The following is a 24,680-nucleotide window of genomic DNA, read 5'->3' on the forward strand; positions in this document are numbered from 1 at the left end:
GTACATACCTAATATTCTGGATAAAATATTATTAATATAAAAATAAGGTAGTAAATTAATAATGTTTTTGAAAGTTATAAAAGGATAAAAAATATTAGATTTATACAATTCATGTTTGAATTATATGTATGAATTCAGTTAATATATGAAAAAATAGAATATTAACTGAGGAGTGTGAGTTGTTTATGAAAGAAGATATTAAGATTAGAGATGCCCAAATTGAAGATTTATCTAGTATAGTAGATATATATAATTCAACTATTTCAAGTAGAATGGTAACTGCTGATACAGAACCTGTCACTGTTACGAGTAGAGAACAATGGTTTAATGAGCATTCACCTTCTTTTAGACCTCTATGGGTAATAGAATCTCAAGATGAGATATGCGGATGGGTTAGTTTCCAATCCTTTTACGGTCGACCTGCTTATAATGGAACAGCTGAAATAAGTATATACATTCATCAAATGTATAGAGGTAGGGGGATAGGTAAACATATACTACATAAAGTGTTAGATACTTGTCCAAAGCTCCAGATTAAAACATTACTAGCATTTATATTTGCTCATAATAAAGCTAGTCTTCAATTATTTTCTTGTTTTGATTTTGAAAAATGGGCGCATCTGCCTAACGTTGCAGAATTAGATGGGGTTGAAAGGGATTTAATCATTCTTGGTAAAAGGGTTTTATGATATTTTAATAAAATATGAAAAAAGTAGTATAACAAGTTCAGTAAAATAAGAAATGATATTTGTATATGAAAGTAGATAGTATACATCTGGATATTAAAATAAACAAGTAGACTAATCTAGCTTGTTTATTTTAATATTATGCATTATTACATGCAAACGATTGCGTCTTTCGGTTTATAATGAAAGCGAATACATGAAATTTGTAAATTAAAGGGGAGAGAAGCAATGAAAAATCAGTTTCAATATTGTTGTATTGTCATTTTGTCTGTAGTGATGTTATTTGTATCATTATTAATTCCGCAAGCGAGTTCGGCAGCTGTAAATGGAAAAGGAATGAATCCAGATTACAAAGCATATTTAATGGCTCCATTAAAAAAGATACCGGAAGTAACAAATTGGGAGACATTTGAAAATGATTTACGATGGGCAAAACAAAATGGTTTTTATGCTATTACAGTTGATTTTTGGTGGGGGGATATGGAAAAGAACGGAGATCAGCAATTTGATTTTTCATACGCACAGCGCTTTGCTCAATCGGTAAAAAATGCAGGTATGAAAATGATTCCTATTATTTCCACACATCAGTGCGGTGGAAATGTTGGGGATGATTGCAATGTACCAATTCCTTCATGGGTTTGGAATCAAAAATCCGATGATAGCCTTTATTTTAAGTCTGAAACAGGAACTGTCAATAAAGAAACATTAAATCCACTTGCTTCAGATGTAATTCGAAAGGAATATGGTGAACTATATACAGCATTCGCAGCAGCTATGAAACCATATAAAGATGTAATCGCAAAAATATATTTATCTGGAGGACCAGCTGGTGAACTAAGATATCCTTCATATACAACTTCCGATGGGACAGGATATCCCTCACGTGGAAAGTTTCAAGCGTATACAGAGTTTGCAAAATCTAAATTTCGTTTATGGGTATTAAATAAATATGGTTCTCTAAATGAAGTGAATAAAGCATGGGGCACGAAACTGATTTCAGAGTTAGCAATTTTACCACCAAGCGATGGGGAACAATTCTTAATGAATGGATATCTTTCTATGTATGGAAAAGACTATTTAGAATGGTATCAGGGCATCTTGGAAAATCATACAAAATTAATTGGTGAATTAGCACATAACGCATTTGACACAACTTTCCAAGTACCAATTGGTGCAAAAATTGCAGGCGTACATTGGCAATATAATAACCCAACAATACCTCATGGAGCTGAAAAGCCTGCAGGGTATAATAATTATAGCCATTTACTTGATGCTTTCAAAAGTGCAAAGCTAGATGTAACATTTACTTGTTTAGAAATGACAGATAAAGGTAGTTATCCGGAATATTCAATGCCAAAAACATTGGTACAAAATATTGCAACATTAGCCAATGAAAAGGGAATTGTATTAAACGGTGAAAATGCTTTAAGTATCGGAAATGAAGAAGAGTATAAAAGAGTTGCAGAAATGGCTTTCAATTATAATTTTGCTGGATTTACGTTACTTCGTTATCAAGATGTAATGTATAACAATTCATTAATGGGGAAATTTAAAGATTTATTAGGTGTAACCCCTGTTATGCAAACGATTGTAGTAAAAAATGTTCCTACAACAATAGGAGATACTGTTTATATTACTGGGAATCGTGCGGAATTAGGAAGTTGGGACACAAAACAGTATCCAATTCAATTATATTATGATTCTCATAGTAATGATTGGAGAGGAAATGTTGTGTTGCCAGCTGAAAGAAATATAGAATTTAAAGCATTTATTAAAAGTAAAGATGGAACGGTTAAATCATGGCAAACAATACAACAAAGTTGGAATCCAGTGCCACTAAAGACTACCTCTCATACGAGTTGTTGGTAATTATATTATGTAAATAAAAAGATCCTTTAGTATTTGATAAAGGATCTTTTTGTTTTTGAAGGAAAAATAAATCTTAAAAGATGTCACATTCCTCTTTCTTCATCCGTCTTGTGTGTAGAACAATAAGGAGGGAATATATATGGAGAACTTTAATGTGGCAATTATAGGCGGGGGACTTGCTGGATTAACAGCTTCGATTTATTTAGCTAGGGAAGGTAAAAAAGTTGTTGTATTAGAGAAATCAAGTCGCTTTGGTGGAAGAGCAATAACAACGAATAAAAACGGAGTCCTTATGAATCTTGGGGCGCACGCTTTATATCGCGGGGGAGAAGCACTATCAACTTTTGAGGAACTTGGAATTAACATTCCAGGAGACATACCTTCAACTAGCGCGCATGGTATATGGAAAAATGATGTGTATACAATACCGACAGATTTTCGATCAATCTTATCTACACCATTACTTTCATGGGCGGCTAAAATACAATTTTCTCATCTGATGTTAAAGCTAGGGAAATTAGATTTAAATGCAATTCCTAAAATGAGTCTGAGTGTATGGACAGAAAAAGAAATTAAAGATCCCATGGTAAGAAATATGTTTTATGCATTATGCCGAACATCGACTTACACATATGCTCCGACAATACAGTTAGCATCTTCTGTACTAAAACAAATACAACGATCAATGAAAGAAGGAGTCTTTTATGTAGATGGCGGATGGGAGACAATCATAACAAAGTTAAGAGAAGATGCTACAAATGCTGGAGTTCATTTTTTAGAGAGCAAAAATGTAGTTGAAATTGAGCACTGTGGTCATATTCAAAGAATTCGTTGTTCTGGTGACGAATTCTTTGAAGTCCCTACGGTTGTTATTACTATACCACCAAAAGAGGCTTGTAAAATTGTAAAAGGTGCAAGAGACACTATGCTGCGTATATGGGGAGAACAATCAGTGCCAGTTACAGTAGCTTCCTTAGATCTTGGCCTAAGAAAATTACCCAATCCATCATATCAATTTGCCTTAGGATTAGATCAACCTTTGTTTTTTACGAATCAATCGAGAGCCGCTAAGCTGAGTGACGATGGAACGGTAGTAGTGGGATTGATAAAATATCATAATCATGCATTACAGACTAGTAATTTTAATGATGATAAAATTTTGTTAGAACATACAATGGATTTATTACATCCGAAATGGCAACAGGAGTTAGTTGAAAAGCAATATTTACCTAAAATAACAGTTGTCTATGATTTTCCTCATATTGGCCGTACTGAAAATCCAGGGCCTAGGGTTCCTGAAATGCCAGGGATATATGTTGCAGGAGATTGGGCTGGGCATGATGAATTATTAGCTGACGCTGCGGTTGCTAGCGGTAAACGAGCAGCACTACAAATTTTAGAACAAAGTAAAGTCACAAATTGAAAGAGGGTCATGTTAGTGTGGAAATGGAACAAGTGTATCAAGCATATAAACCTTTATTGTTTTCTTTAGCCTATCGTATGCTCGGGAGTGTTATGGATGCTGAAGATATTGTTCATGATACATTTCTTGCATTAAGTCAAATAGAAGAGCTAGAGTCTGTTGATAATGTAAAAGCGTATTTGTGTAAGATGGTTATGAATCGTGCAATCGATAAATTACGTTCAACAGCTCATAAACGAAATGTTTATGTTGGCATGTGGTTGCCTGAACCACTTGTTGAAGAAAATGATGATCCCTCAATGACATATATAATGAAGGAGTCTATTTCTACAGCGTATCTTTTGCTTTTACAACAGTTATCTGAAGTTGAACGGGCGGTGTTTATATTACGAGAAGTTTTTGGCTACGATTATGATGAAATCGCATCAATTGTCGAAAAGAGTAGTGTGAATTGTCGACAAATCTTTCATCGGGCCAGAAAAAGTATAAGAGATAAACCGAAAGCCTCAAAATTAAGTACAAAGCAAATGGCTGCATATGTAGAACAATTCGTTGCATCTTTGCAGCGAGGAGACGTACAGGAAATGTTAGGAATCTTAAAAACAGATGCAATATTTAAATCCGATGGTGGTGGAAAGGTTACAACGGCTCTTAAACCAGTTTACACACCTGAAAGGATTGTTCGCTTATTCTTAGGGATTACCAAAAAGTTACCAGAAGGACATTCCATTGCATTTAGAATGGTAAATGGTACACCAGGTATTATTGTAAATATAAATAATCGCGCTACGTATGTGCTTTCGTTTGAGTTTCAAGAAGAGAAAATAGCATCTATTTATATGATGATGAATCCAGAAAAGCTTATTCATTTAAATCAGAATGTATAGAATGAAAAAGACGCATCTCAAGAGAGATGCGTCTTCGATTTAAGATCATGTAATTTACTTCTCTAACATTTCAAGAGGAACATCCTTTTCGCCTAATACCTCGCACTTAATTTCTCCGTCCTCTTCGTAAATACGTTTAATAATCGGTATAGTTATCATTCGCTTTTTGTACTGCTTACGTTTTCTAGCAGCTTCTAAATTAATCACGTTCATGTTCAAAGCATCCTTTCTTACATACAGTTATAAACAAAAGAAAATGCGTCCGAAAAGGGCGCTTCTTTAATGTGAAATACCGATTAAAAATGATTTTATGATTGCATTTTGATTGTAAAATAATGTGAATGGAATAATTACACGTAGAAATTAACTTTACCAAAAAATGAAACAATATGCTACAAAAAATTTCAATTCTTTGTTTTATAACAGGAAAAAGATTTTCGTTTCGCATATAATGAAAAGTAGACAAACATAATCAACTTTCTCATCAATTTTTAATCATTAAATTTGTTAGAAAGGCGATGAATAGTATGAATTCATTAGAATTATTGTTGTTAGAACTTGAAAAGTACGGGGAAGAGCATGATAGTAAAAAAGAAAAGCGAGAAGAAAAGTTAAGAAATGTTTCTCGTGAGATGGGACAATTTTTATCTATTTTAATAAAAGGGTGTAGTGCACAAAAAATTTTAGAAATTGGTACTTCAAATGGATATTCAACATTATGGCTGGCAAATGCGGCTGAAGAAACAAAAGGAAATGTTACAACTGTTGAGCTTTCTTCAGAAAGGGTTGCAGAGGCACTTATGAATTTTGAAAAGGCAAATCTTAGATATCGGATTGATATTCATAATCAAGAAGCAGGAGTGTTTCTTGATGTACAAGTAAATCGTTCATTTGATTTTATTTTTCTAGATTCAGAGCGTACGCAATATATGTGGTGGTGGGAAAATATAAAACGCATATTAGAACCACAAGGATTTCTTGTCATTGATAATGCGACTTCGCATGCAGAAGAGTTAGCAGAATTTATTCAGATGATTGAAGAAGACGATACGTTTGAAACTGTATTACTAGCCTTTCAAAAAGGAGCGTTTGTAGCACGAAAAAAATAAAAAATATAGCCATAACAAACAAGGAGATTTAATAAAAAATGCGAATACATTCTTATTTCTATGAGCAGGCACAAAAATATCCTGATCGCGTTGTGCTTTCGGAACAACATAATAGTTGGACTTACAAAGAGTTGGCGCAATGTGTTTCAAATCGCGCATCAGCTCTTATGCAAGACGGAGCGATACCAGGGCATATTTTTATTATCAAGTTAGAAAATTGTATGGAATGGATTCAAGATGCACTTGCGGTTTCAAAAATTGGTGGAATTATAATGCCGGTTCATCCAGACGTTACCGAAATTGAATGGCAAACAATTATAAGTAGTACGGAGCCTAATTGGATTATCACATCCAAAGAGACTTTATGTCAAAGAATGGAGCCTAATACCATCCCATTTCCTCTTAGACATGTGAGTAGTAAGGATGAGTTATACTTCTTTGGTTATACTTCAGGTTCAACAGGTACACCGAAAGGGTTTGTTAAAAGTCATCAATCATGGACTAGTAGTTTTGAAGGGTGGAGTAAGGCATTTTCACTAATTGAAAGCGATCGTGTAGTAGTTCCGCTACATTTATCTTATTCAGCCCAGCTATATCCGGCACTTCAGGCATTAGCTATAGGATCTGAGATTGTTTTATTATCTAAGTTCACACCAGAAGCCTTTTTAAAAGCGAAAGGATCGTGTGCTTCTATCACACCAGCTTTAATTGAACCTTTAATTCGCCATGCAAAGCAAAAACGAAGTGTGCAGGAAATGATTCCGAGGTGTATGATTTCAGTTGGGACAAAATTATCGCCTATACAAAGACAAAAATTTGAAGAATGTTTTCCTAAATCATTTTTGTATGAATATTACGGATCATCAGAAATGGGCTATGCCTCACTGTTAACACCGGAAGATGCAAGAACTGCACCTGAAACAGTCGGGATACCATTCCCAGATGTAGAGATTGCCTTTTTTAATGAGAAAAAAGAACGAATAGTAACTAATAAAGAAAACTTTGGGAAATTATTTGTTCGATCTGGTCAGGCTTTTGAAGGATATATTGAAAATGAAAAGCAAACAAAAGCAACTTTCATAGAAGATTGGGTAACATCACATGATATTGGTTTCCAAAGAGAAGATGGAAAAATTGTTTTAGTAGGTAGAGACCGAGATGTTATAAAAGCTGCTGGGAGTTTTGTGTATGCTGGTGAAATAGAGGATGTATTACTTGGAATCACCGGGGTTATAGAAGCAGTAGTGTTTTCGGAAAAAGATAAGAATCGCGGGGAAATTATACGGGCTGTTATCGTTAAGGAAGTTTCTCGAGAATTAGTAGATATTCAGAAAGAGTGCCGTCAAAAACTAATAGCATATAAGCAGCCAAGAAATTGGACTGTACTATCACGTTTACCGAAGAAGCCGAACGGAAAGGTAGACAAAATGAAATTGAGGGCCGAATCGCTAAGTAATAAACTGTATAACATGTGAAGAATCCGTCTTCCGCACGTAGCCTTCTAGGTCTTAAGTCTGAGGAAAATAATGTACGAAACAGGTATACTTAGGATAAGAAACAGGGAATGACTGTATAAGCAGGAGTTTATTAAAAATCGATTTTAAACAAGTATCATACATGTTGAATACGATATATTAGATGAAATATAGTGCAAATAAATTCGCACATATAAATAAAGGAGCGATTTTGTGACTGAATTAGAGAAAAAAGAACATGTATCAGTAGTGAAAGATAATATGCAAGTAGTTGTTGATACAGTTATTAAAGATGAAGAGCTTGTTGAACTGAATAAAGAAGCTGATTTATATGTACAAAAGTTAAATAGTGAACAAAATACTGACCTTTCAAAAGTATTATCCCAGCTGGGAGATTTAGGAGATAAAGAGCAGCAAGCAGCAGGGCAAACATTATCAGCACTAAAACGTCCTGTTACTGCAATGATGAATGGAAAGAATGAAGAAATTCCAAATACGTTGTTAGAATTACGTAAAGTGGTATCAGAACTCGATCCCAATTCAATGAAAGCATCGGGAATGAAGAAGTTTATGTTTAAGGTTTTCAAGAAAAACCCACTTGAAACGTATGTGCATAAATATCAATCTATAGATAAACAAATTGAAGAAATCATACGAGCGTTGCTTATTGGGCGTGACAACTTACAAGAGGATACAGTTGGTTTAGAAATGTTAAAAGAGCAATCACATGATAAAATTCATGCGCTTGATAAACAAGTATATTTAGGACGAAAGCTCGCTGGCATGCTTGAAGTAGAAAAGCAAAATCCAGATCGTCAAAAGGATATTCCATTAATCAATGATGCGTTAGAAAAAATTCTTGTACGTACGCGTAACATGCAGCAAGCGAAAAGTGTATTACTGCAGTCTATTGCATCTGTAGACATTATTAAGAAGAATAATGAAAAGTTGACAGAAGCAATTCGTAATGCGATTACGATGACGCAAAACGTAGTTACTGTTTCAGCAGCGATTCAGTTGGCATTAACAAATCAACGTAAGACGATTGATGCAGTGAATGCGACAAACGAAGCAATTGAATCAATGGTGTTAAGTAACTCACAAGCATTAAAACAGAATACAGAAGAAACAACACAGTTACTTGAAAACCCAGCAATCAGCATGGATAAGCTACGCGAATCATTCCAAAATGTGTTTGCAGCTATTGAAGCATCTGAGAAATCATCAGAGCGTATTATTGAATCTAGTAAAAAGTTTGTTATTGAACTCGACACATTTAATGATGAAATGAAGCAGAAGCTCATTCAGCGTCCAAAGAAATAAAGAATCGTTAGAGGAGGTGAAAAAATGGGCTTCTTTAAATTAGTTTTAATACTAATTGGAGTATTGCTTTTAGTAGGATTTACAATTGTTGTCTTGCTTGTGTATTTCGGCCGGAAATTTTATTTATCATGGGTGAAACCGTATAAACGAGCGAATGAATCAATTGAAAAATTATCAAATAAATCAACACCGTTCTTACAAGAATTTACGCAGCATCCGCTTTTTTATCGCTGGATTCGTACAGAGGGGAAAAAGGAAAAACAAACATTGAATACTCTTTTCTGTGCGGCGGATCAACGTACAAGAGAACAAGTTTTCTCTATGTTACCGAAAGATAAACAGAAAAAGGTACACGCTATGGCAAAAACAACGAAAAAAGTGACGAATGAAGATATCGATGTAGCAGCGATGAAAGTAAAAGATTTTTTACGACAAGAATCACAACAATCATCTAAGCCAACAGATTTATCGTTTTATAAATTGTATTTTTATGACCGTTATCCAGATGCATTAAATACAATTCAAGCGTATAAACGCGCAATCAATCCGTCACTACAAAGAACAGTTGATGAAATTACAATTGCCGTATTAAACGCACTTCCGTATTACCAAGAACATCGCATGTTTGAACAACAACACAAACTTGAAACTTTCTTAATGAAAGACTTAACGGATATGCTGTCACTAGTGGCTCAGCTACCGCCATCACAGCGTCCTGAAAAAGAAGAAGAATTGCAGGTTTACTTACAAAACTTCCAAAAAGAAATGGAAGCAGTAGAGCGTGATATTCGTGACTCCATTGATCATGATTTGAATGTGAAAATGAGAGCGGCGAAGGAAAAATTTAAGAATAAGTAAAAGAAAGCCTCTTGAGTCACGTACTCAAGAGGCTTTTGTAGTTTAACTATTTAGTTTGAATTGTATCCAAACTTACGGGTGCCTAATTTTTCTTTATACAGGTTTTCAATTTCAAGCACTTCAAGAGGTGTTAATGTTTTAGAGAGTGTTTGAAGAAGAGAAAAAGAAAAATTATATTTGTAATCAGGATTTTTATTAATTAATGATATTAACTGAACAGTATTCCTAGAAGTTGCTCCTTATTATCTGTAAATATAGGAGGAAATAAATAATTGTTTTCTTAGTATAGAATTTTTTGTTGCTATGGTACATTCTATAAGTTATTTCTTATTTATTAGTTAACTTGGATATTTCAATAGATTTTTGAGTGCAATGCTTCATAGCCGAAATAATAGCTGTTCTTAATCCTTTCTCTTCTAACGTTGCTACAGCTTCTATTGTCGTTCCACCTGGAGAACAAACCATGTCTTTAAGTACACCTGGGTGTATTCCTGTTTCAAGTACCATTTTTGCAGAACCTAATACAGCTTGGGCTGCGAATTTATATGCTTGAGTTCTTGGCATACCATCTAGTACAGCAGCATCTGCCATAGCTTCTATAAACATATATACATATGCTGGAGAAGAACCACTTACAGATGTTACAACGTCCATTAATCTTTCATGTACTATCTCTGTTTGGCCAAAACTATTAAATATAGTTAGTATATCTTCTAGGTCTTTTTCCGTAACCATTTTATTAGCACATAATGCAGACATTCCTTCTCCAACAAGAGCAGGTGTATTAGGCATTACTCTAACAACTTTTAACTTTCTGCCAAAGGCGTCCTCAGTACTCTTAATGTTTTTCCCTGCAGCAATAGTTACTACTATTACATCGCTTTTTATCTGCTCTTTTATTTGGTTAATTACTGATGAGTATAGGTCTGGTTTGATTGATAAAATTAAAATATCAGCATTGTTAGCTACTTTATTGTTGTCAGTAGTTGTGATTATATCGTATTTTTCACTAGCATTTTTTAAATTAATGACATTTAAATCTGAACAAATTATTTTATCTGAGGAAACTATATTTTTGTTAATCATTCCACCTATCATAGCGATACCCATATTTCCGCATCCTATGAATCCTATTTGTTTGTTCATAATAATTCGCTCTCGCTCCTTTTAGTATAAATTTCATTAGATTGAAATTTATTATTCTAAAAAACTTTGTGATATCCTGTAAAAGAGAAATAGGCATTATAAATAATATCGAGATTACTATAAAAAAATATTTTAAGAGAGTACATTGTTTTTTGCAATACCAAATATGCATAGAAATCACTTTTATTGTGTACTAAACAAGCACATTTTCTATAGTTTGAAATTTTTATTATATTTCACTCTATAACATCTTAAATACTTTTGGAGAATATAACATATCATTATCAGTAGTATAATGAAAAGGGGAAATTGAAAGGATTGCTACGTAAAATATTTGAAAAAAAGCAATTTGATATACAGAGTACTTATGAAGCACTATATTCTTTCGGGAAAATTATACGTTTTAATACAAAATACCTCTTTTGTTGTACGTTAAGAGATATTTGTTCAGAAAACTATATCAACGTTTTCTAGATATAATCAAGTTAATAAAGTGCGTACAAGATTCAGTGATCAATTAATTTTTGGCGTTTTCTTTCTGAACATGTGGTTATCCTTTAAGAACGTTGTCATAGTAAATTTTTCTAGTCCTTAGCGTGCAATTTTCCAAGAATGGTGTTGTATTTTTATAAACCCCGATAATTTCCATTTATCAATAAAAATTAAATATGCAGCCTTCTTTGTTTTTCAAAACATCTCTTGACATAAAAATCCACTGTATTGCATAATATAAAAAATTAAAATTAAAATTAAAATTAAAATTAAAATCGTTGAAGGGAACTAGTACATATGTTTTCTTGCGCAAGAGAGTGGAATCCGCAGGCTGAAAGATTCCTCGCAAAGAAACTATCGAACCTATCCCCGAGTTTTAAACGAAAGTTTAAGCGTATGCCTGCGTTACAGGCGACAAGCGGATATGGATCATATCAATGAAGGTGGTACCGCGGAACGATGACCGTTTCGTCCTTTTTAAGGGCGGAGCGGTCTTTTTATTTGAATTTTTGTTGCGAAATGGGCATCATTGGCGGGGGATTTTTCACTGCAAATTGCACGCGGTAGAAGAGTATTTTGTTTCCATTCGAAAAAAGAAGCGGCACAACTTATAAAAAAATTTTTATTTTAGACGAGGAGGTACAAAAGTGAAAAAACAACGAATTGTCATAAAAATTGGAAGCAGTTCTTTGGCTGCGAATCAAGGCGGCATCTCTAGCGAACAGCTTTCAGATCACGTTGCCGCCTTGGCACGGCTGAAACAGGAAGGACATGAAATTTTGCTGATTACATCCGGGGCCGTCGCCGCAGGCTTCTCTGCTCTTGGGTATCCCGGACGGCCTGTGACAATCAAAGGAAAACAGGCTGCCGCCGCTGTCGGGCAAAGTCTCTTAATGCAGGCGTATACAGAGGAATTCCTCAAATATGGGATTGTTACCGCGCAGCTTCTACTAACAAGAAGCGATTTTTCTAGAAAAGAACAATACAGCAATGTCTATGCAACTTTATCAGAGCTGCTGGACCGCTCCGCCTTGCCTATTATCAATGAAAACGATTCTATTTCTGTAGAGGAGCTAACGTTCGGAGATAATGACATGCTGTCGGCTTTAGTAAGCGGGCTCGTGTCGGCAGATATGCTCATGATTTTTACGGATGTGAACGGTTTGTACGACCGGAATCCTCAGAAAAATCCGGACGCGAAAAAGTATTACTTTCTTCCTGACGTTACGGAAGAAATTGACGCTCTTGCCGGAGATGCTGGCTCAAAGCTCGGTACCGGCGGCATGAGATCGAAAATCGATGCGGCGAAGACGGCGCTGTCTCTCGGTGTGACCGTATTCATCGGAACAGGACGCGGACAGGAGAAGTTTTTAGATGTTTTGAAAGGCAAAGGTGACGGAACGTACATCGGTAATACGCCGCAAAAAGTGATCAAGATGAACAAGCAATGGATTGCATTGCATTCGCTCGTGAGAGGACAAATCGAGGTGGATGCTGGCGCGGCCGCTGCTATCGTCCATCATGGAAAAAGTCTTCTGCCCGCTGGTGTTACTGGCGTGTTCGGGATCTTTCAGGCCGGCGAAGTGGTGGAGGTCATCACGCAAAAAGGACGCGTAATCGGCAAAGGGCAGTGCAGATATAGCGCAGAGGAATTGCGGGCGCTGAAAGGCATGCGGAGCCGTGACATTCAAGCGCGAGAAGAAAGGCATAGCTACGAGGTCATTCATAGGGATAATTGGGTTTCATCTTAAGAAAAACAGAAGCCAGCTTGTTTAGGTGCAAAAACCAAGGCTTTTCGTCTTAACTGGCGTTTTTTGCCTTTTCTCTGCTCAAAGCGTCAGTGATTTGAATGTTTAGACAGGATGAGCAACAGAATGTTAAAAGCCCGCTTGATTCAACTAATATCTGTGTAGGAGAGTTTTGGGTTGCAGTGCCTAGCTGGCGGAGTTAGACACGTCTCAAATTTTATCTTTAAAAGGGGGAAGCGAAAATGAACGAAGTATTAGCAAAGGGACAAAAAGCGAAAGCGGTTATGAGAGAGCTTGTGGCCAAATCGACGGATCAAAAAAATAAGGCGCTGGCGGCTATCGCTGAGAAATTGATGGCGGAGACATCCTACATTTTGATGGAAAACAAACGGGATCTCGAACAAGGAAAAGCGAAAGGAATGTCTGCATCACTCCTTGACCGCCTCCTGTTGAACGAACAGCGCATCATTGACATGGCAGAGGGCATCCGGCAGCTGATTGATTTGCGTGACCCTGTCGGAGAGTGCGTGGCGGCATGGGAACGGCCGAACGGATTGTCCATTCAGGAGGTGCGCGTGCCACTCGGCGTTGTGGGGATGATTTACGAGGCGAGGCCAAATGTGACGGTGGATGCGGCCACGATTTGCTTGAAAACAGGAAACGCGGTGATTCTGCGCGGTAGTTCTTCCGCCATTTATTCCAACAAAGCCATTGTCGCTGTCATTCACCGGGCACTCGAACAAACTAGCCTGCCTCCAGACAGCGTACAGCTCATTGAAGATACGTCACGTGAAAGCGCAAAGCAGCTGTTTACATTGAACGAGTACTTAGATGTTCTTATTCCAAGAGGCGGCAAGCAGCTGATTGATATGGTAGTGAGAGAAGCGTCTGTCCCTGTATTAGAAACAGGTGCGGGAAATTGTCACATTTTCATTGATGAAACAGCAGATAAACAGATGGCATTCGACATTATTGTAAACGCTAAAACACAGCGCCCGTCCGTATGCAACGCTATTGAAACAATTGTACTTCATGAGAATTGGGTGGAGCGTTACGGTACTGAGCTGTTTTCCTTCTTGAAGGAAAAAGGAGTGGAGCTACGCGGGGATAAGAAAGCTTTGACAATTGATTCATCTCTTGTCCCTGCTTCAGAAGAAGACTGGCAAACAGAGTTTTTGTCTCTTACGCTGGCAGTCAAAATCGTTTCCTCGGTTGAAGAAGCGATTCGCCACATCAATGCTTATGGCTCCAAGCATTCCGAAGCGATTATTACAGAAAACGAAGGAAGTGTCAGTAAATTTTTCATTTCCGTCGATGCCGCGGCGCTGTACCATAATGCTTCGACTCGCTTTACGGACGGATTTGAATTTGGCTTCGGCGCCGAAATCGGCATCAGCACGCAAAAGCTGCACGCGCGGGGGCCGATGGGATTGCCTGCATTGACTTCCACGAAATATGTGATTCGTGGGAATGGACAGATTCGGGGATAAGAAGCAGAGGGCAGATGCAAAGCCCCTCCTGCTTTATTTTTGCTTTTGTTTGTACAGCCACTTATATGTTAATGAAAAAACGTTTAAAGGTAAATGACAGCAATATCGCCGGATACTACCTTTAACCCTATTAGAACCATATAACATGAAAAAATGGATGAACAGATCAAATATAGTAAATGCATACCCTTCCTAAGCCTGGGTAGTTTGTTTTTTGAATATGCGTAAGGTAAAATCCCTCATATATAGAGTGAGGGATTTTATGATTACTTCGCTTGTATAGTAGTTTTGCTAGAAGGGATACTCTCGTTATGCAACCGATCCAAAGCAGTCACCACATACGTATACGTCTTACCAGACACAGCTGTTTTATCTACATGAATTTCCCCAGGTTTTGTTTTTCGTACAGTAGTAAGTAAGTTTTCAGCTTTTTGAATGTCAACGTCATTCTTTTCATTTACTCGATAGATTGCATAATACGTAGAATCATTGTTTCTATCATCGATGATTCCTAAGGCAATACCATCATTTCTTGCAATAGCACCTTTTAAAGTAGGTTGCTTAGGTGGATCGTGATCTAGCCAAGGCATTGGTGGAATTAATGCAGGATGTGTATAAATATCTTTTTGTAGTCGATCTTTTATTCCTAATGGATTGTTATTTATATCTTTAAGGCTAAAGTGCATGCTACCTTTTATTTGTGAATATTGATGATTTAATGCAATTTGCCTTGGATATTCTTCAGGGTCTGACCAAGCGGGGACTGAGTTATTATTAATTTTATATGCAGCTTGTCCAATATATAGGTGAATTTGTTTGTTTTCTGTTTCTTTTATCCACCAATCTAGTAAAACGTCATATGCTGCAGGTGCAAAACCGATATTCCAATAGATTTGTGGTGTAATATAGTCAATATATCCTTTTTGTATCCATTCTCGTGTGTCAGCATATAGGTCATCATAATTTCTTTGTCCAGCAGTTGTATTAGAACCGGTTGGATCATCAGCAATATTCCTCCATACTCCAAATGGACTAATTCCAAATTTGACATAAGATTTTTCTTGTTTAATAGCAGTATTTAATCCGTTTACAAGTTGGTTCACATTATCACGACGCCAGTCTTCAATGTTAGAAAATCGCCCATTATTATATGTTTCATATGTGTTTTGATCTGGAATTTCCTCACCCGCTACTTTGTAGGGATAAAAATAATCGTCCATGTGAAGTGCGTCAATGTCATAATTTTGTACAATTTCCAATGCACCTTCCGTTATAAAAGCTTTCACTTCTGGAATACCAGGATTATAGTATAGTTTCCCGCCGTAGGGTATGACCCAATCGGGATGTTGCTTTGCTGGGTGGTTTTCTGCTAATCGGTTTATATCGGTATGATTCATCGTTATTCTGTAGGGATTAATCCAAGCGTGGAATTCAAGATTTCTTTTATGTGCTTCTTCAATCATAAATGCGAGTGGATCATAACCGGGGTCTTTTCCTTGTATGCCTGTGAGATATTCGGACCAAGGGCCATATTGGGAAGGGTAAAAAGCGTCTGCGGTTGGTTTAATTTGAACAACAACTGCATTCATACCTAGATTTTTTACATCATCTAGTAGTTTGATAAATTCTTGTTTCAGCTTTTCGATAGGTAATCCTGGCTTAGAGGGCCAATCAATGTTGAGAACAGATGCAATCCAAGCGGCGCGTAATTCATGTTTTTGATACGTAGTAGGTACTTCAGCTTGTGTGAACCTAGAGCTTATGAACAAGAAGGGAATAATCAAGATGACGCTACAACAACTCATCAATAATTTTCTGAAAATAATCGTACGCCTCCTTACATATTCTATTATCGAGACTACTATATCACGTGAATATAAGATTCACAATTGAGAAAGTAGGGGCTGAAACTTTTATTTAACATAAAAAATATTTTTTCTGAAATTTCATTTCGTCAGAACTAATTTGTCTACATTCTTCATATGATTTTTAATAACGTGAAACTCCCTTTCGTTGGTGGTTTGACAGTCCTTGAAAAAGGATAAAAATTACTTAAAGCATATAGGAGGATTATGAAATGAAAGTTCTGTTTGTATGCTCTGGAGGAATGTCCAGTTCAATTGTTGTAAACGCTTTAAAAAAAGAAGCGGAGAAGAAGGGAATTAATATGGATGTACACGCAATTGGAACGAGTGAAGTGGAAGAAGAGGTTAAGAACGGCTGGGACGTTGTAATGGTTGCTCCGCAAGTAAGGCATAGATTTGATGCAGTGAAAAAAATAGCAGATGAGCAGTCTGTTCCTTGTGGTATAATTCCGCCACAAGCTTATACACCACTTGGTGGACCGACGCTATTAAAGGCTGTGAATGAATTAATCCGTTAGGAGGGAAGTTTGATGAATAAGTTTGTCTCATTTCTTGAGAATAACTTATCTGGTCCAATGGCGAGGCTTTCTGAGCAAAGGCATTTACAAGCAATTCGTGATGGTGTAATTTCAGCATTACCGTTTATTATTGTAGGAAGTTTCTTTCTAATTGTGGCGTTTCCGCCTCTTCCAAAGGATAGTTTTATTTCACTATGGGCAGCCAAGCATCAAACGAGTATTTTAATACCGTATCGGTTAACGATGTTTATTATGTCGCTCTATATCGCCTTTGGTATTGGATATAATTTAGCGAAAAGTTACAAATTAGATGCCTTATCAGGAGCGCAGCTTGCAGTCTGCTCATTACTTCTTACATTAACACCTGAACTCATTGATAAGAAAGGATTTATGCTCCCAATGACAAACCTTGGAGGGCATGGGTTATTTGTTACAATGATTGTTTCCATTTTATCGGTTGAGATTTTGAAATTCTGTAAGACGAAAAATGTGATGATTAAAATGCCAGAGCAAGTACCACCGTCTGTATCTCGTTCTTTTGAAGCACTTATACCTGCTGCTTTCGTTATTATTATTATGAGTATTATTACTGTTGTTTTTAGCATTGATTTACATCATTTAGTTGATAAGCTAGCTGCACCATTAGTAAAAGCTGGTGATAGTTATTTTGGAGTTATTCTACCTGTGTTTCTAATTACATTCTTCTGGTCATTTGGCATACATGGTGTTTCTGTTGTTGGGACAGTTGCCCGTCCTTTATGGGAAGTTTATCTTGGTAAAAACTCTGCTGCAGTTGCAGATGGAGCAAGCAGTATACCATTTATTGCACCAGAACCATTATACCAATGGTTTATATGGATTGGTGGTTCCGGAGCTACATTAGGGCTTGTATTAGCCATGATTGTCTTCGGTAGATCAAAGTATTCCAAAGCGCTGTCAAGAACGTGTATTGTACCTGGTATTTTTAATATTAATGAGCCAGTTATATTTGGGCTTCCAATCGTGTTAAACCCGATTTTAATTATTCCTTTTATTATTACACCATTAGTAACAGCGACAATTGCTTATACTGCAACAGCAATGGGACTCGTTACACCAACTTATATTATGCCGCCATGGACATTACCAGCTCCAATTGGTGCATATTTAGCGACGGGTGGAGATTGGAGAGCTGTTGTGTTAGTCTTCATTAATATAGCAATCTCATTCCTTATCTATCTGCCATTTTTTAAAATGTACGATAAAAATATGATTGAAGTCGAAAAGAGTGGTGATGGCGAGTGAGGTTCTGTGAACGTGTAATGATGCGAAATATGAAGAAATCATACAGATATGTATTAGAGTGATAGGCAACTAGTCTATCACTTCTTTCATGATTAAAGGTGAAACTAATCAGCTTTATTACAGTACCGTTTTCAAAAGAAATAACAAATGAAATTCAGCAAGCCTTATCTATAGAAGCTTCTAACGTACAACTTATATGTAGTTTGAATTTTAAGCTCGGGCTATGTTTTGTGAATGCAGTGAAAAAAGTCTGTAAACAATCTGATTTTCCAATAGAACAATTAGATTTAATTGGCTCGCATGGTCAAACGATTTATCATCAGCCTGTTCAAGAGAAGACGATTGTTCCATCGACACTACAAATCGGAGAACCCGCAGTTATAGCCTATGAAACAGGAACAACAGTCATTTCAAATTTTCGAACGATGGATATGGCGGCTGGTGGTCAAGGAGCCCCCCTCTTGTTCCATATTCAGAACTTATTTTATATAGAGACCAAAATAAAAATCGATTACTTCAAAATATTGGTGGGATAGGGAATGTAACCGTAATTCCAAGCCGAGTATCTAAACAAGAAGTGATTGCCTTTGATACGAGGCCAGGAAATATGGTGATAGATGAAGTATGTCAGCGATTATTTCAGTACTCGTTTGATAAAAATGGTGAGATAGCAAGACAAGGAAGTGTCATAAATGAAATGCTTTATTCTTGTATGAGTCATTCGTTTTTTAAAACTGTTCCACCTAAGTCAACAGGAAGAGAACAGTTTGGAGAAGATTTTACAGATGAATTGCTAAAGCGATTTAAGGAGCACCGTAAGGAAGATATTGTAGCTACTGTAACGATGTTTACAGCAAACTCAATTGTTCATCATTATCAAAAAATTATTTCTCCTTATTATCATATTGATGAAGTTATTCTTGACGGAGGTGGAAGTTATAATAAAACACTTGTAGAAATGATAAAAGAGAGTTTGAAGGAGGCGCCCTGTAAAGTACTTATACAAGAGGAAATTGGGTATTCATCATCCGCAAAAGAAGCAATTGCTTTTGCTGTGCTAGCAAATGAAACATATCATCGTAATCCAAGTAATGTACCAAGTGCTACAGAAGACATCCTGTCGTTTTAGGTAATGTAACATTCCCTCCAATTGTGAGGTAAGAAAAAGTGGGTGGAAAGATGAAGTATATGATAGGTGTAGACGGTGGTGGGACGAAGACAGAAGCGATTGCATTTGACCAAAATGGTAAAGAAATAGCAAGAAGTATGAGCTGTTTCGGAAATGTTTTACTAGATTATGAGAAAGCTTTATCGCATATTATGGAAGCAATTGAATATTGTCAACAAAGCTTGTCTAAAGAGGATTGCGTTTGTATTTGTTTAGGGCTGGCGGGTGTGAAAAGTATAGATATTAATGTGTTAAAGGAACGTTTAATAGCGAGATATCAAACAAATATTGAAATTTATGATGATGCAGTAATTGCACATGCGGCCTTATTAGGAGGAAACGATGGTATTTTAACAATAGCGGGAACAGGTGCTATCTGCTTAGGGAAAAAAGGAGCAGAATATGAGTATAGTGGAGGATGGGGCCATATTTTAGGAGATGAGGGGAGTGGGTATTGGATTGCTTTGCAGGCGTTAAGAAGGATGACAATCGAGTATGATAAAGGTGAGCAATTTTGCAATCTTAGCAGAGTAATACAAAAGCAAGTTCCTATTCATACACCATTTGATATAAAACAACTTGTATATTCCTCACAGAAAGATCAGGTTGCTGCGATTGCCCCCCTTGTAATAGAGGAAGCAAGGAAAGGTAATGATGATGCGTTCAAAATTATATCAAAAGCTAGTGAAGAATTAGCCAGAATTACAGTTGACGTGTATAAGAAAATGTCATTTGAAGTACCAATTTCAATTGCAGTAAAAGGTGGAATTTTGTGCTCTGTACCAGAAATATATGCTGAATTTAAGAGGTATTGCGAAAACTATATTAATGAAATAAATTTTATTCAAAGTGAAATTTCATCAGCAAAAGGAGCTTATTTTTTAGCTGTAAAAAAATCTACTTTATTTTAAATACAGTTTTTCCATATAGCAGTCTTCTTTAAAAAGGAGGTGTTATATGGATTTTGGGATTAAAATATGGATTTTTTTATTTAGAATTTCATTTCCGATCTTCTTGCTTATCGTATGTATGAATATTATAGCCATTATAGGAATTGATAAGGTTCCGGTGCATAAACCGCAAGTTATAATACTTGTAAGTTTGTTTATAGCCTGGTCAATAGGATATATTTTACAATATATTAAATCCGTACGTGTTATTGCATGGAATTTGATAGGAATTCAACGGTAGCAAGTTTCATATTTTATTGTATGGCTTACTTCTATGCCACTTATGCTTGAAGAGTGTATTGAGAATAGTAAATAGAAAGTGAATGATTATATGATTCATATCAACCAGTTTCTGTATGTAATAGGTGCTTATATGGTTGGGAACATATTAACAGCATATATGATTATAAAATGGAAATACGGGATAGATATTCGAGATGTTGGTAGTGGAAATCCTGGTGCGAGGAATATGGGGCGTTTATACGGAAAAGTATATTTTATTGTTACATTTCTAGGAGATGCCCTTAAAGGGGCAATTGTTGTTTATGTAGCAAGAATCTTATTTGGGGAGTCTATATTTCTATTAATCTCGCTACTAGCAGTTGTTGTAGGTCATATATATCCAATTTTCTTTAAATATAAAGGCGGAAAGGGAATTTCGACATTTATTGGCGGACTGATTGTGTTCAATTGTTTGATAGCGCTTACTCTGGTACTTATATTTATTTTGTTTTATTTAATTTTTAAGAGTTTTACAAAGGCTGGTTTAATTACAATCGCTTGTTTACCACTTTGTATGATTGCATACTTTTATTCTATGGTAGCGATTGTATTAAGTGTTTGCATTATTATATTGATTTTGTACGCACATAGAAAATAAAGGGGATTAAAACATGGGGTTAATGTATAAAATTGCTGATCAAGCATGGGAGTTTGAAAGTATTCATAAACTAAATTATAAAACATTCGTAGAAGAAATTCCGCAGCATGAACAAACAGAAGAGCGCAAACGCATAGATTTGTTCCATGAAGAAAATACGTATTTAAATACCTCATTTAGATGAGTGGTTACCAGAACGTGGTGATCGTGTATATGAAATTCGTTTATTAGCTGTGGAGCAAGAATATCGAAACGGAAGAGCTTTACTCGGATTGATTCGATTTTTGCATCGCTATTTGCTTCTAAATGGGTGTGATTTAGCGCTCATTTTAGCCGATGTATATCACCCAAAAAACGCTTGAACAATCTAGTATTACAAGTCTTGTGACGAAAGAATATACATTTTGACCCGGACTCGTAGAAATCGCAGAAAATGTCCAGCAAGCATTTGCTTCTAATCCAATTTCGCATCGTTCCATTCAATTTAAAGCTGCGATGGAGAATGTGAAAAAACGATTATTGCTAATGTACCTGTCCCAAGCATGATTTGCACATGCTTGGGACAGATACATTAGCAAATGATTCAATCGCTTTACAGCTAAAGTTATTAAAGGGACGTGGATTCGTTTTAACAAATGGTGAGACCATTTTTATACAATGAAATAGAGGAATTAGCGGAAGAGCAATTGGAGCATACACGGGGCTCTCTTTTGTATTTTATAATCATACTGTAAATCCGACTGCAACTTTATCTGTGTACATGGATATAGGAATGTACAAAGAGAACGGAAGTGTACCGTACTCTCAGTCTTGGAATTTAATATGCGCCTTACAAGAAGCATTAAAGAATTTTGAAGATGAAAACAAATTTAAGAAAATATATAAGATGTATACCTTTATCGAAGAAGCTGTTACCAATATGGAATTACAACTTGTATCTCAAAAAAAGTATGCTTCATCTATCATTCTTACAATTGCATTAGATAAAGAACTTTCTTCTAAGGAAATAGGAGATTCATTAGCATTGCAAGGGTTTATTATCCATTATGAATCAAACTATTTACAACAAAATAACTGGATTCAAATTGCTTGCTTAAATCACTATAAAGAACGTGAAATGAAAAGAATGTTGGATTGCTTACAAATGCAGATAGAACAAGTACATGTATAGTACAGAAAAGACGGTTATGAAGACCGTCTTTCTTGTTTGATGCATTATGTATGTGTCGCTCCAAATAAGGATTCCATCTTTACTTTTCCTTTTTCTCGAATTTCTGCATTTGTATGTACCATGATATATCTATGTGCCCAAGCAATTGCGATAACATCATCTAACAGGCCGATTCCAATAATAGCTGCTAAATCTGGGATGAAATCGATTGACCATACATAATAGGAAAGCGCAGCTAATATAATTATTTTGGCTTTAGTAGGCAGTCCGTTCTTTTTTAAAGTGTAATATAAAATAATGCTCTCATACACACCGGATTTTCCTAATTTTGTTGCACCTTCATTTAATTTTTTCCATAATTTCTGTTTCTCCATATAATCACTCCTTATTTCATTTTTTCATTAATTTTGTAAAAGTATATTTAACATTATGTAAATGCGCTTAAAAATATAGATTTTTTAAAAGGATAGACAAACAATCGACAAAATAACCCTTTTTATCATTTCTTTCTTGTTGTTCATACTCATATGAGTAAAAAAGAAGAATATTGGGGGGAGAAAACATGTGGCTTTTGTTTGATGTAATAGCCAATATTATTCTGTTCTATCCGAGGACTGACGCGAAATTAAAATATCATATTACGCAGCTAAGTGAACAAGAATGGTTTCGAGATGTACATGAAGATACAAGGTATACAGGGATCATTTGGAATAATCGGAAAATCAAGAGGCTGATTTTGTCACCTACAAATATGAAATTGCTAACAAAATCAAAAGAGAAACAAAAAGAACTAACCCAATTAATTCATGGCGAGCATGAAAAAAGGAGATAAGAATTATCTTATTTTTCATATTTAGCGAAACAAGTGGTACAATGAGAGCTTAATGTGAAAAATGAGGAAAAGAAGTGATCTGTTTGAAAAACTTTTTAGAATTAGGAATTAGTGAGACATTTAATCATACATTACGTGAAAATGGGATTGCTGAAGCAACGCCAATTCAAGAGAAAGCAATCCCGGTTGTTATGGCTGGAAAAGATATAATTGGGCAAGCAAAAACAGGAACAGGGAAGACATTGGCGTTCGTCTTACCAATTCTAGAAAAAATTGATCCTGAGTCAAGTGATGTACAAGCTTTAATTGTTGCACCAACTAGAGAATTAGCACTACAAATCACAACTGAAATTGAAAAAATGCTTGTTCATCAAGAAAATATCAATGTTCTTGCGATATATGGTGGTCAAGATGTTGCGCAGCAAATGAGAAAGTTAAAAGGAAATACGCACATTGTTGTGGCAACACCAGGACGTTTATTAGACCATTTACGCCGCGAAACGATTGTATTATCCAATGTTTCTATGCTTGTATTAGATGAAGCAGATCAAATGCTTCATTTCGGCTTTTTATATGATATAGAAGACATTTTAGAAGAAACACCTGAGAGTAAACAAACGATGTTATTTTCAGCGACGATGCCAAAAGATATTAAAAAGCTTGCGAAGCGCTATATGAAAGAACCTGAGATGATTCAAATTCAAAGTGCGGAAGTAACGGTGAATAATATTAAGCAACGTGTTATTGAAACGACAGATCGGGCAAAGCAAGATGCACTGCGCCATGTGATGGACCGGGATCAGCCATTTTTAGCAGTTATTTTTTGTCGTACAAAGCGTAGAGCGAGTAAGTTATATGATGATTTAAAAGGGTACGGCTATAACTGCGATGAGCTTCATGGTGATTTATCTCAAGGAAAACGGGAACGAGTAATGAAGAGTTTTCGTGATGCGAAAATTCAATATTTAATCGCAACAGATGTAGCAGCTCGTGGATTAGATGTAGAAGGCGTAACACATGTATTTAACTATGACATTCCAGAAGATGTAGAGAGTTACATACACCGAATTGGCCGAACTGGACGCGCTGGTGGATCAGGCCTTGCAATTACATTCGTTGCACCGAAAGATGAAATGTATTTAAAAGAGATTGAAAAAGGCATTGGCGCAACGTTGCAAAGACAAGAGTTGGAACTACCTGTTAAACAAAACGATGATGCGAGTGAAAAAAAGAAAAAACAGCAAATCAAAAAACCAAAGAAAACAGGTCAATACGGTCAAAAAGATAACCCTGGGGGATCAAAGAATACAAAACAACGATCATTTCATAAACCAAGTGAAAAGAAAAATAGCAAAAAGCAAGGTCAGCAGAGACGCGGTAGATAATATAGAGTAAGTGTTTATAGTGAAAAGTCGTTTCCTTTTAAAGAGAGGCCACTGAAAAAGTCCTTATAGTTAAAAAAGTGAAAGCTTCCTCGATGAAATCGAGGAAGCTTTCACTTTTTTC

22 protein-coding genes, 2 pseudogenes and 1 other annotated feature are annotated in these 24,680 nt (G+C 36.0%); of the genes and pseudogenes, 20 read left to right on the forward strand and 4 right to left on the reverse strand.

Annotation, left to right across the window (positions count from 1 at the left end):
- Positions 1-185: 185 nt before the first annotated feature.
- From JDS96_RS24845 to JDS96_RS24860, 4 genes are all read left to right on the forward strand, one after another.
- Complete coding sequence (locus JDS96_RS24845; RefSeq protein WP_018767030.1) at positions 186-689, forward strand: GNAT family N-acetyltransferase; 504 nt, start codon at positions 186-188, stop codon at positions 687-689.
- Positions 690-914: 225 nt separating this feature from the next.
- Positions 915-2,555: a beta-amylase gene (gene spoII, locus JDS96_RS24850; protein ID WP_199668351.1), complete on the forward strand. Its 1,641-nt coding sequence runs from the start codon at positions 915-917 to the stop codon at positions 2,553-2,555.
- A gap of 139 nt (positions 2,556-2,694) precedes the next feature.
- Complete coding sequence (locus tag JDS96_RS24855; protein WP_199668352.1) at positions 2,695-3,978, forward strand: protoporphyrinogen/coproporphyrinogen oxidase; 1,284 nt, start codon at positions 2,695-2,697, stop codon at positions 3,976-3,978.
- Between the two features lie 17 nt (positions 3,979-3,995).
- Positions 3,996-4,865: a sigma-70 family RNA polymerase sigma factor gene (locus JDS96_RS24860; protein ID WP_199668353.1), complete on the forward strand. Its 870-nt coding sequence runs from the start codon at positions 3,996-3,998 to the stop codon at positions 4,863-4,865.
- 54 nt (positions 4,866-4,919) lie between these two features.
- Here JDS96_RS24860 and JDS96_RS24865 read toward each other — a convergent pair whose 3' ends face one another.
- On the reverse strand, positions 4,920-5,078 hold the full coding sequence (locus JDS96_RS24865; RefSeq protein ID WP_199668354.1) for a hypothetical protein: 159 nt from the start codon (positions 5,076-5,078) through the stop codon (positions 4,920-4,922).
- A gap of 305 nt (positions 5,079-5,383) precedes the next feature.
- On the opposite strand from JDS96_RS24865, the gene JDS96_RS24870 reads away from it, so the two are divergent.
- The 4 genes from JDS96_RS24870 to JDS96_RS24885 all read left to right on the forward strand — a co-directional run bounded on the left by JDS96_RS24870 (position 5,384) and on the right by JDS96_RS24885 (position 9,630).
- On the forward strand, positions 5,384-5,974 hold the full coding sequence (locus JDS96_RS24870; RefSeq protein WP_199668355.1) for an O-methyltransferase: 591 nt from the start codon (positions 5,384-5,386) through the stop codon (positions 5,972-5,974).
- 38 nt (positions 5,975-6,012) lie between these two features.
- Positions 6,013-7,449 (forward strand): class I adenylate-forming enzyme family protein, encoded by a 1,437-nt coding sequence (locus JDS96_RS24875; RefSeq protein WP_199668356.1) that lies wholly within the window; start codon positions 6,013-6,015, stop codon positions 7,447-7,449.
- A gap of 213 nt (positions 7,450-7,662) precedes the next feature.
- Positions 7,663-8,772, forward strand: coding sequence for a toxic anion resistance protein (locus tag JDS96_RS24880; protein WP_006094869.1), 1,110 nt, complete (start codon positions 7,663-7,665; stop codon positions 8,770-8,772).
- A 24-nt stretch (positions 8,773-8,796) separates the two neighbouring features.
- The gene (locus tag JDS96_RS24885; protein ID WP_199668357.1) at positions 8,797-9,630 is read left to right on the forward strand and encodes a DUF3974 domain-containing protein; all 834 of its coding nucleotides are present in this window, start codon (positions 8,797-8,799) and stop codon (positions 9,628-9,630) included.
- Positions 9,631-9,957: 327 nt separating this feature from the next.
- On the opposite strand, the gene proC is transcribed toward JDS96_RS24885, so the two are convergent.
- Positions 9,958-10,776, reverse strand: coding sequence for a pyrroline-5-carboxylate reductase (gene proC, locus JDS96_RS24890; RefSeq protein WP_199668358.1), 819 nt, complete (start codon positions 10,774-10,776; stop codon positions 9,958-9,960).
- 761 nt (positions 10,777-11,537) lie between these two features.
- Positions 11,538-11,747 (forward strand) — a binding site (T-box leader).
- Between the two features lie 168 nt (positions 11,748-11,915).
- On the opposite strand from proC, the gene proB reads away from it, so the two are divergent.
- Together proB and JDS96_RS24900 are read left to right on the forward strand one after the other, a co-directional pair.
- A complete protein-coding gene (gene proB, locus JDS96_RS24895) occupies positions 11,916-13,019 on the forward strand; it encodes a glutamate 5-kinase (protein WP_199668359.1) in 1,104 nt (367 codons plus the stop codon).
- A gap of 239 nt (positions 13,020-13,258) precedes the next feature.
- Positions 13,259-14,506, forward strand: a complete 1,248-nt coding sequence (locus JDS96_RS24900; RefSeq protein ID WP_199668360.1) for a glutamate-5-semialdehyde dehydrogenase — start codon at positions 13,259-13,261, stop codon at positions 14,504-14,506.
- A gap of 266 nt (positions 14,507-14,772) precedes the next feature.
- Here JDS96_RS24900 and JDS96_RS24905 read toward each other — a convergent pair whose 3' ends face one another.
- Positions 14,773-16,332: a glycoside hydrolase family 10-like protein gene (locus tag JDS96_RS24905; protein WP_199668364.1), complete on the reverse strand. Its 1,560-nt coding sequence runs from the start codon at positions 16,330-16,332 to the stop codon at positions 14,773-14,775.
- A gap of 251 nt (positions 16,333-16,583) precedes the next feature.
- Here JDS96_RS24905 and JDS96_RS24910 point away from each other — a divergent pair, with 251 nt between their 5' ends.
- From JDS96_RS24910 to JDS96_RS32445, 8 genes and pseudogenes are all read left to right on the forward strand, one after another.
- Entirely contained in the window at positions 16,584-16,889 is a 306-nt protein-coding gene (locus JDS96_RS24910) for a PTS sugar transporter subunit IIB (RefSeq protein WP_003197701.1), read from the forward strand.
- A 12-nt stretch (positions 16,890-16,901) separates the two neighbouring features.
- Positions 16,902-18,173, forward strand: coding sequence for a PTS sugar transporter subunit IIC (locus JDS96_RS24915; protein ID WP_199668361.1), 1,272 nt, complete (start codon positions 16,902-16,904; stop codon positions 18,171-18,173).
- 95 nt (positions 18,174-18,268) lie between these two features.
- A pseudogene (anmK, locus tag JDS96_RS24920) lies at positions 18,269-19,334 on the forward strand (anhydro-N-acetylmuramic acid kinase AnmK); the annotation flags it as partial.
- A gap of 18 nt (positions 19,335-19,352) precedes the next feature.
- Positions 19,353-20,252, forward strand: coding sequence for a BadF/BadG/BcrA/BcrD ATPase family protein (locus JDS96_RS24925; RefSeq protein WP_041488428.1), 900 nt, complete (start codon positions 19,353-19,355; stop codon positions 20,250-20,252).
- Positions 20,253-20,298: 46 nt separating this feature from the next.
- Positions 20,299-20,532 carry a hypothetical protein gene (locus JDS96_RS24930; protein WP_242479984.1) on the forward strand — a complete coding sequence of 78 codons (234 nt, stop codon included), beginning with the start codon at positions 20,299-20,301 and terminating at the stop codon, positions 20,530-20,532.
- 90 nt (positions 20,533-20,622) lie between these two features.
- On the forward strand, positions 20,623-21,171 hold the full coding sequence (gene plsY, locus JDS96_RS24935; protein ID WP_199668362.1) for a glycerol-3-phosphate 1-O-acyltransferase PlsY: 549 nt from the start codon (positions 20,623-20,625) through the stop codon (positions 21,169-21,171).
- 13 nt (positions 21,172-21,184) lie between these two features.
- A complete protein-coding gene (locus tag JDS96_RS33325) occupies positions 21,185-21,355 on the forward strand; it encodes a hypothetical protein (protein WP_003197713.1) in 171 nt (56 codons plus the stop codon).
- Positions 21,339-22,342 (forward strand): annotated as a pseudogene (locus tag JDS96_RS32445) (aminotransferase class V-fold PLP-dependent enzyme); the annotation flags it as partial. The gene JDS96_RS33325 and the pseudogene JDS96_RS32445, both read left to right, overlap by 17 nt.
- Positions 22,343-22,386: 44 nt before the next feature.
- Here JDS96_RS32445 and JDS96_RS24955 read toward each other — a convergent pair.
- Complete coding sequence (locus JDS96_RS24955) at positions 22,387-22,716, reverse strand: YkvA family protein (RefSeq protein ID WP_003197720.1); 330 nt, start codon at positions 22,714-22,716, stop codon at positions 22,387-22,389.
- Positions 22,717-22,904: 188 nt separating this feature from the next.
- Here JDS96_RS24955 and JDS96_RS24960 point away from each other — a divergent pair, with 188 nt between their 5' ends.
- Together JDS96_RS24960 and JDS96_RS24965 are read left to right on the forward strand one after the other, a co-directional pair.
- The gene (locus JDS96_RS24960; protein WP_199668363.1) at positions 22,905-23,174 is read left to right on the forward strand and encodes a hypothetical protein; all 270 of its coding nucleotides are present in this window, start codon (positions 22,905-22,907) and stop codon (positions 23,172-23,174) included.
- 74 nt (positions 23,175-23,248) lie between these two features.
- A complete protein-coding gene (locus JDS96_RS24965; RefSeq protein ID WP_026008674.1) occupies positions 23,249-24,559 on the forward strand; it encodes a DEAD/DEAH box helicase in 1,311 nt (436 codons plus the stop codon).
- Positions 24,560-24,680 lie beyond the last annotated feature (121 nt).

The organism is Bacillus cereus group sp. N21, assembly GCF_016483395.1.
Classification (GTDB): Bacteria; Bacillota; Bacilli; order Bacillales; family Bacillaceae_G; genus Bacillus_A; species Bacillus_A pseudomycoides.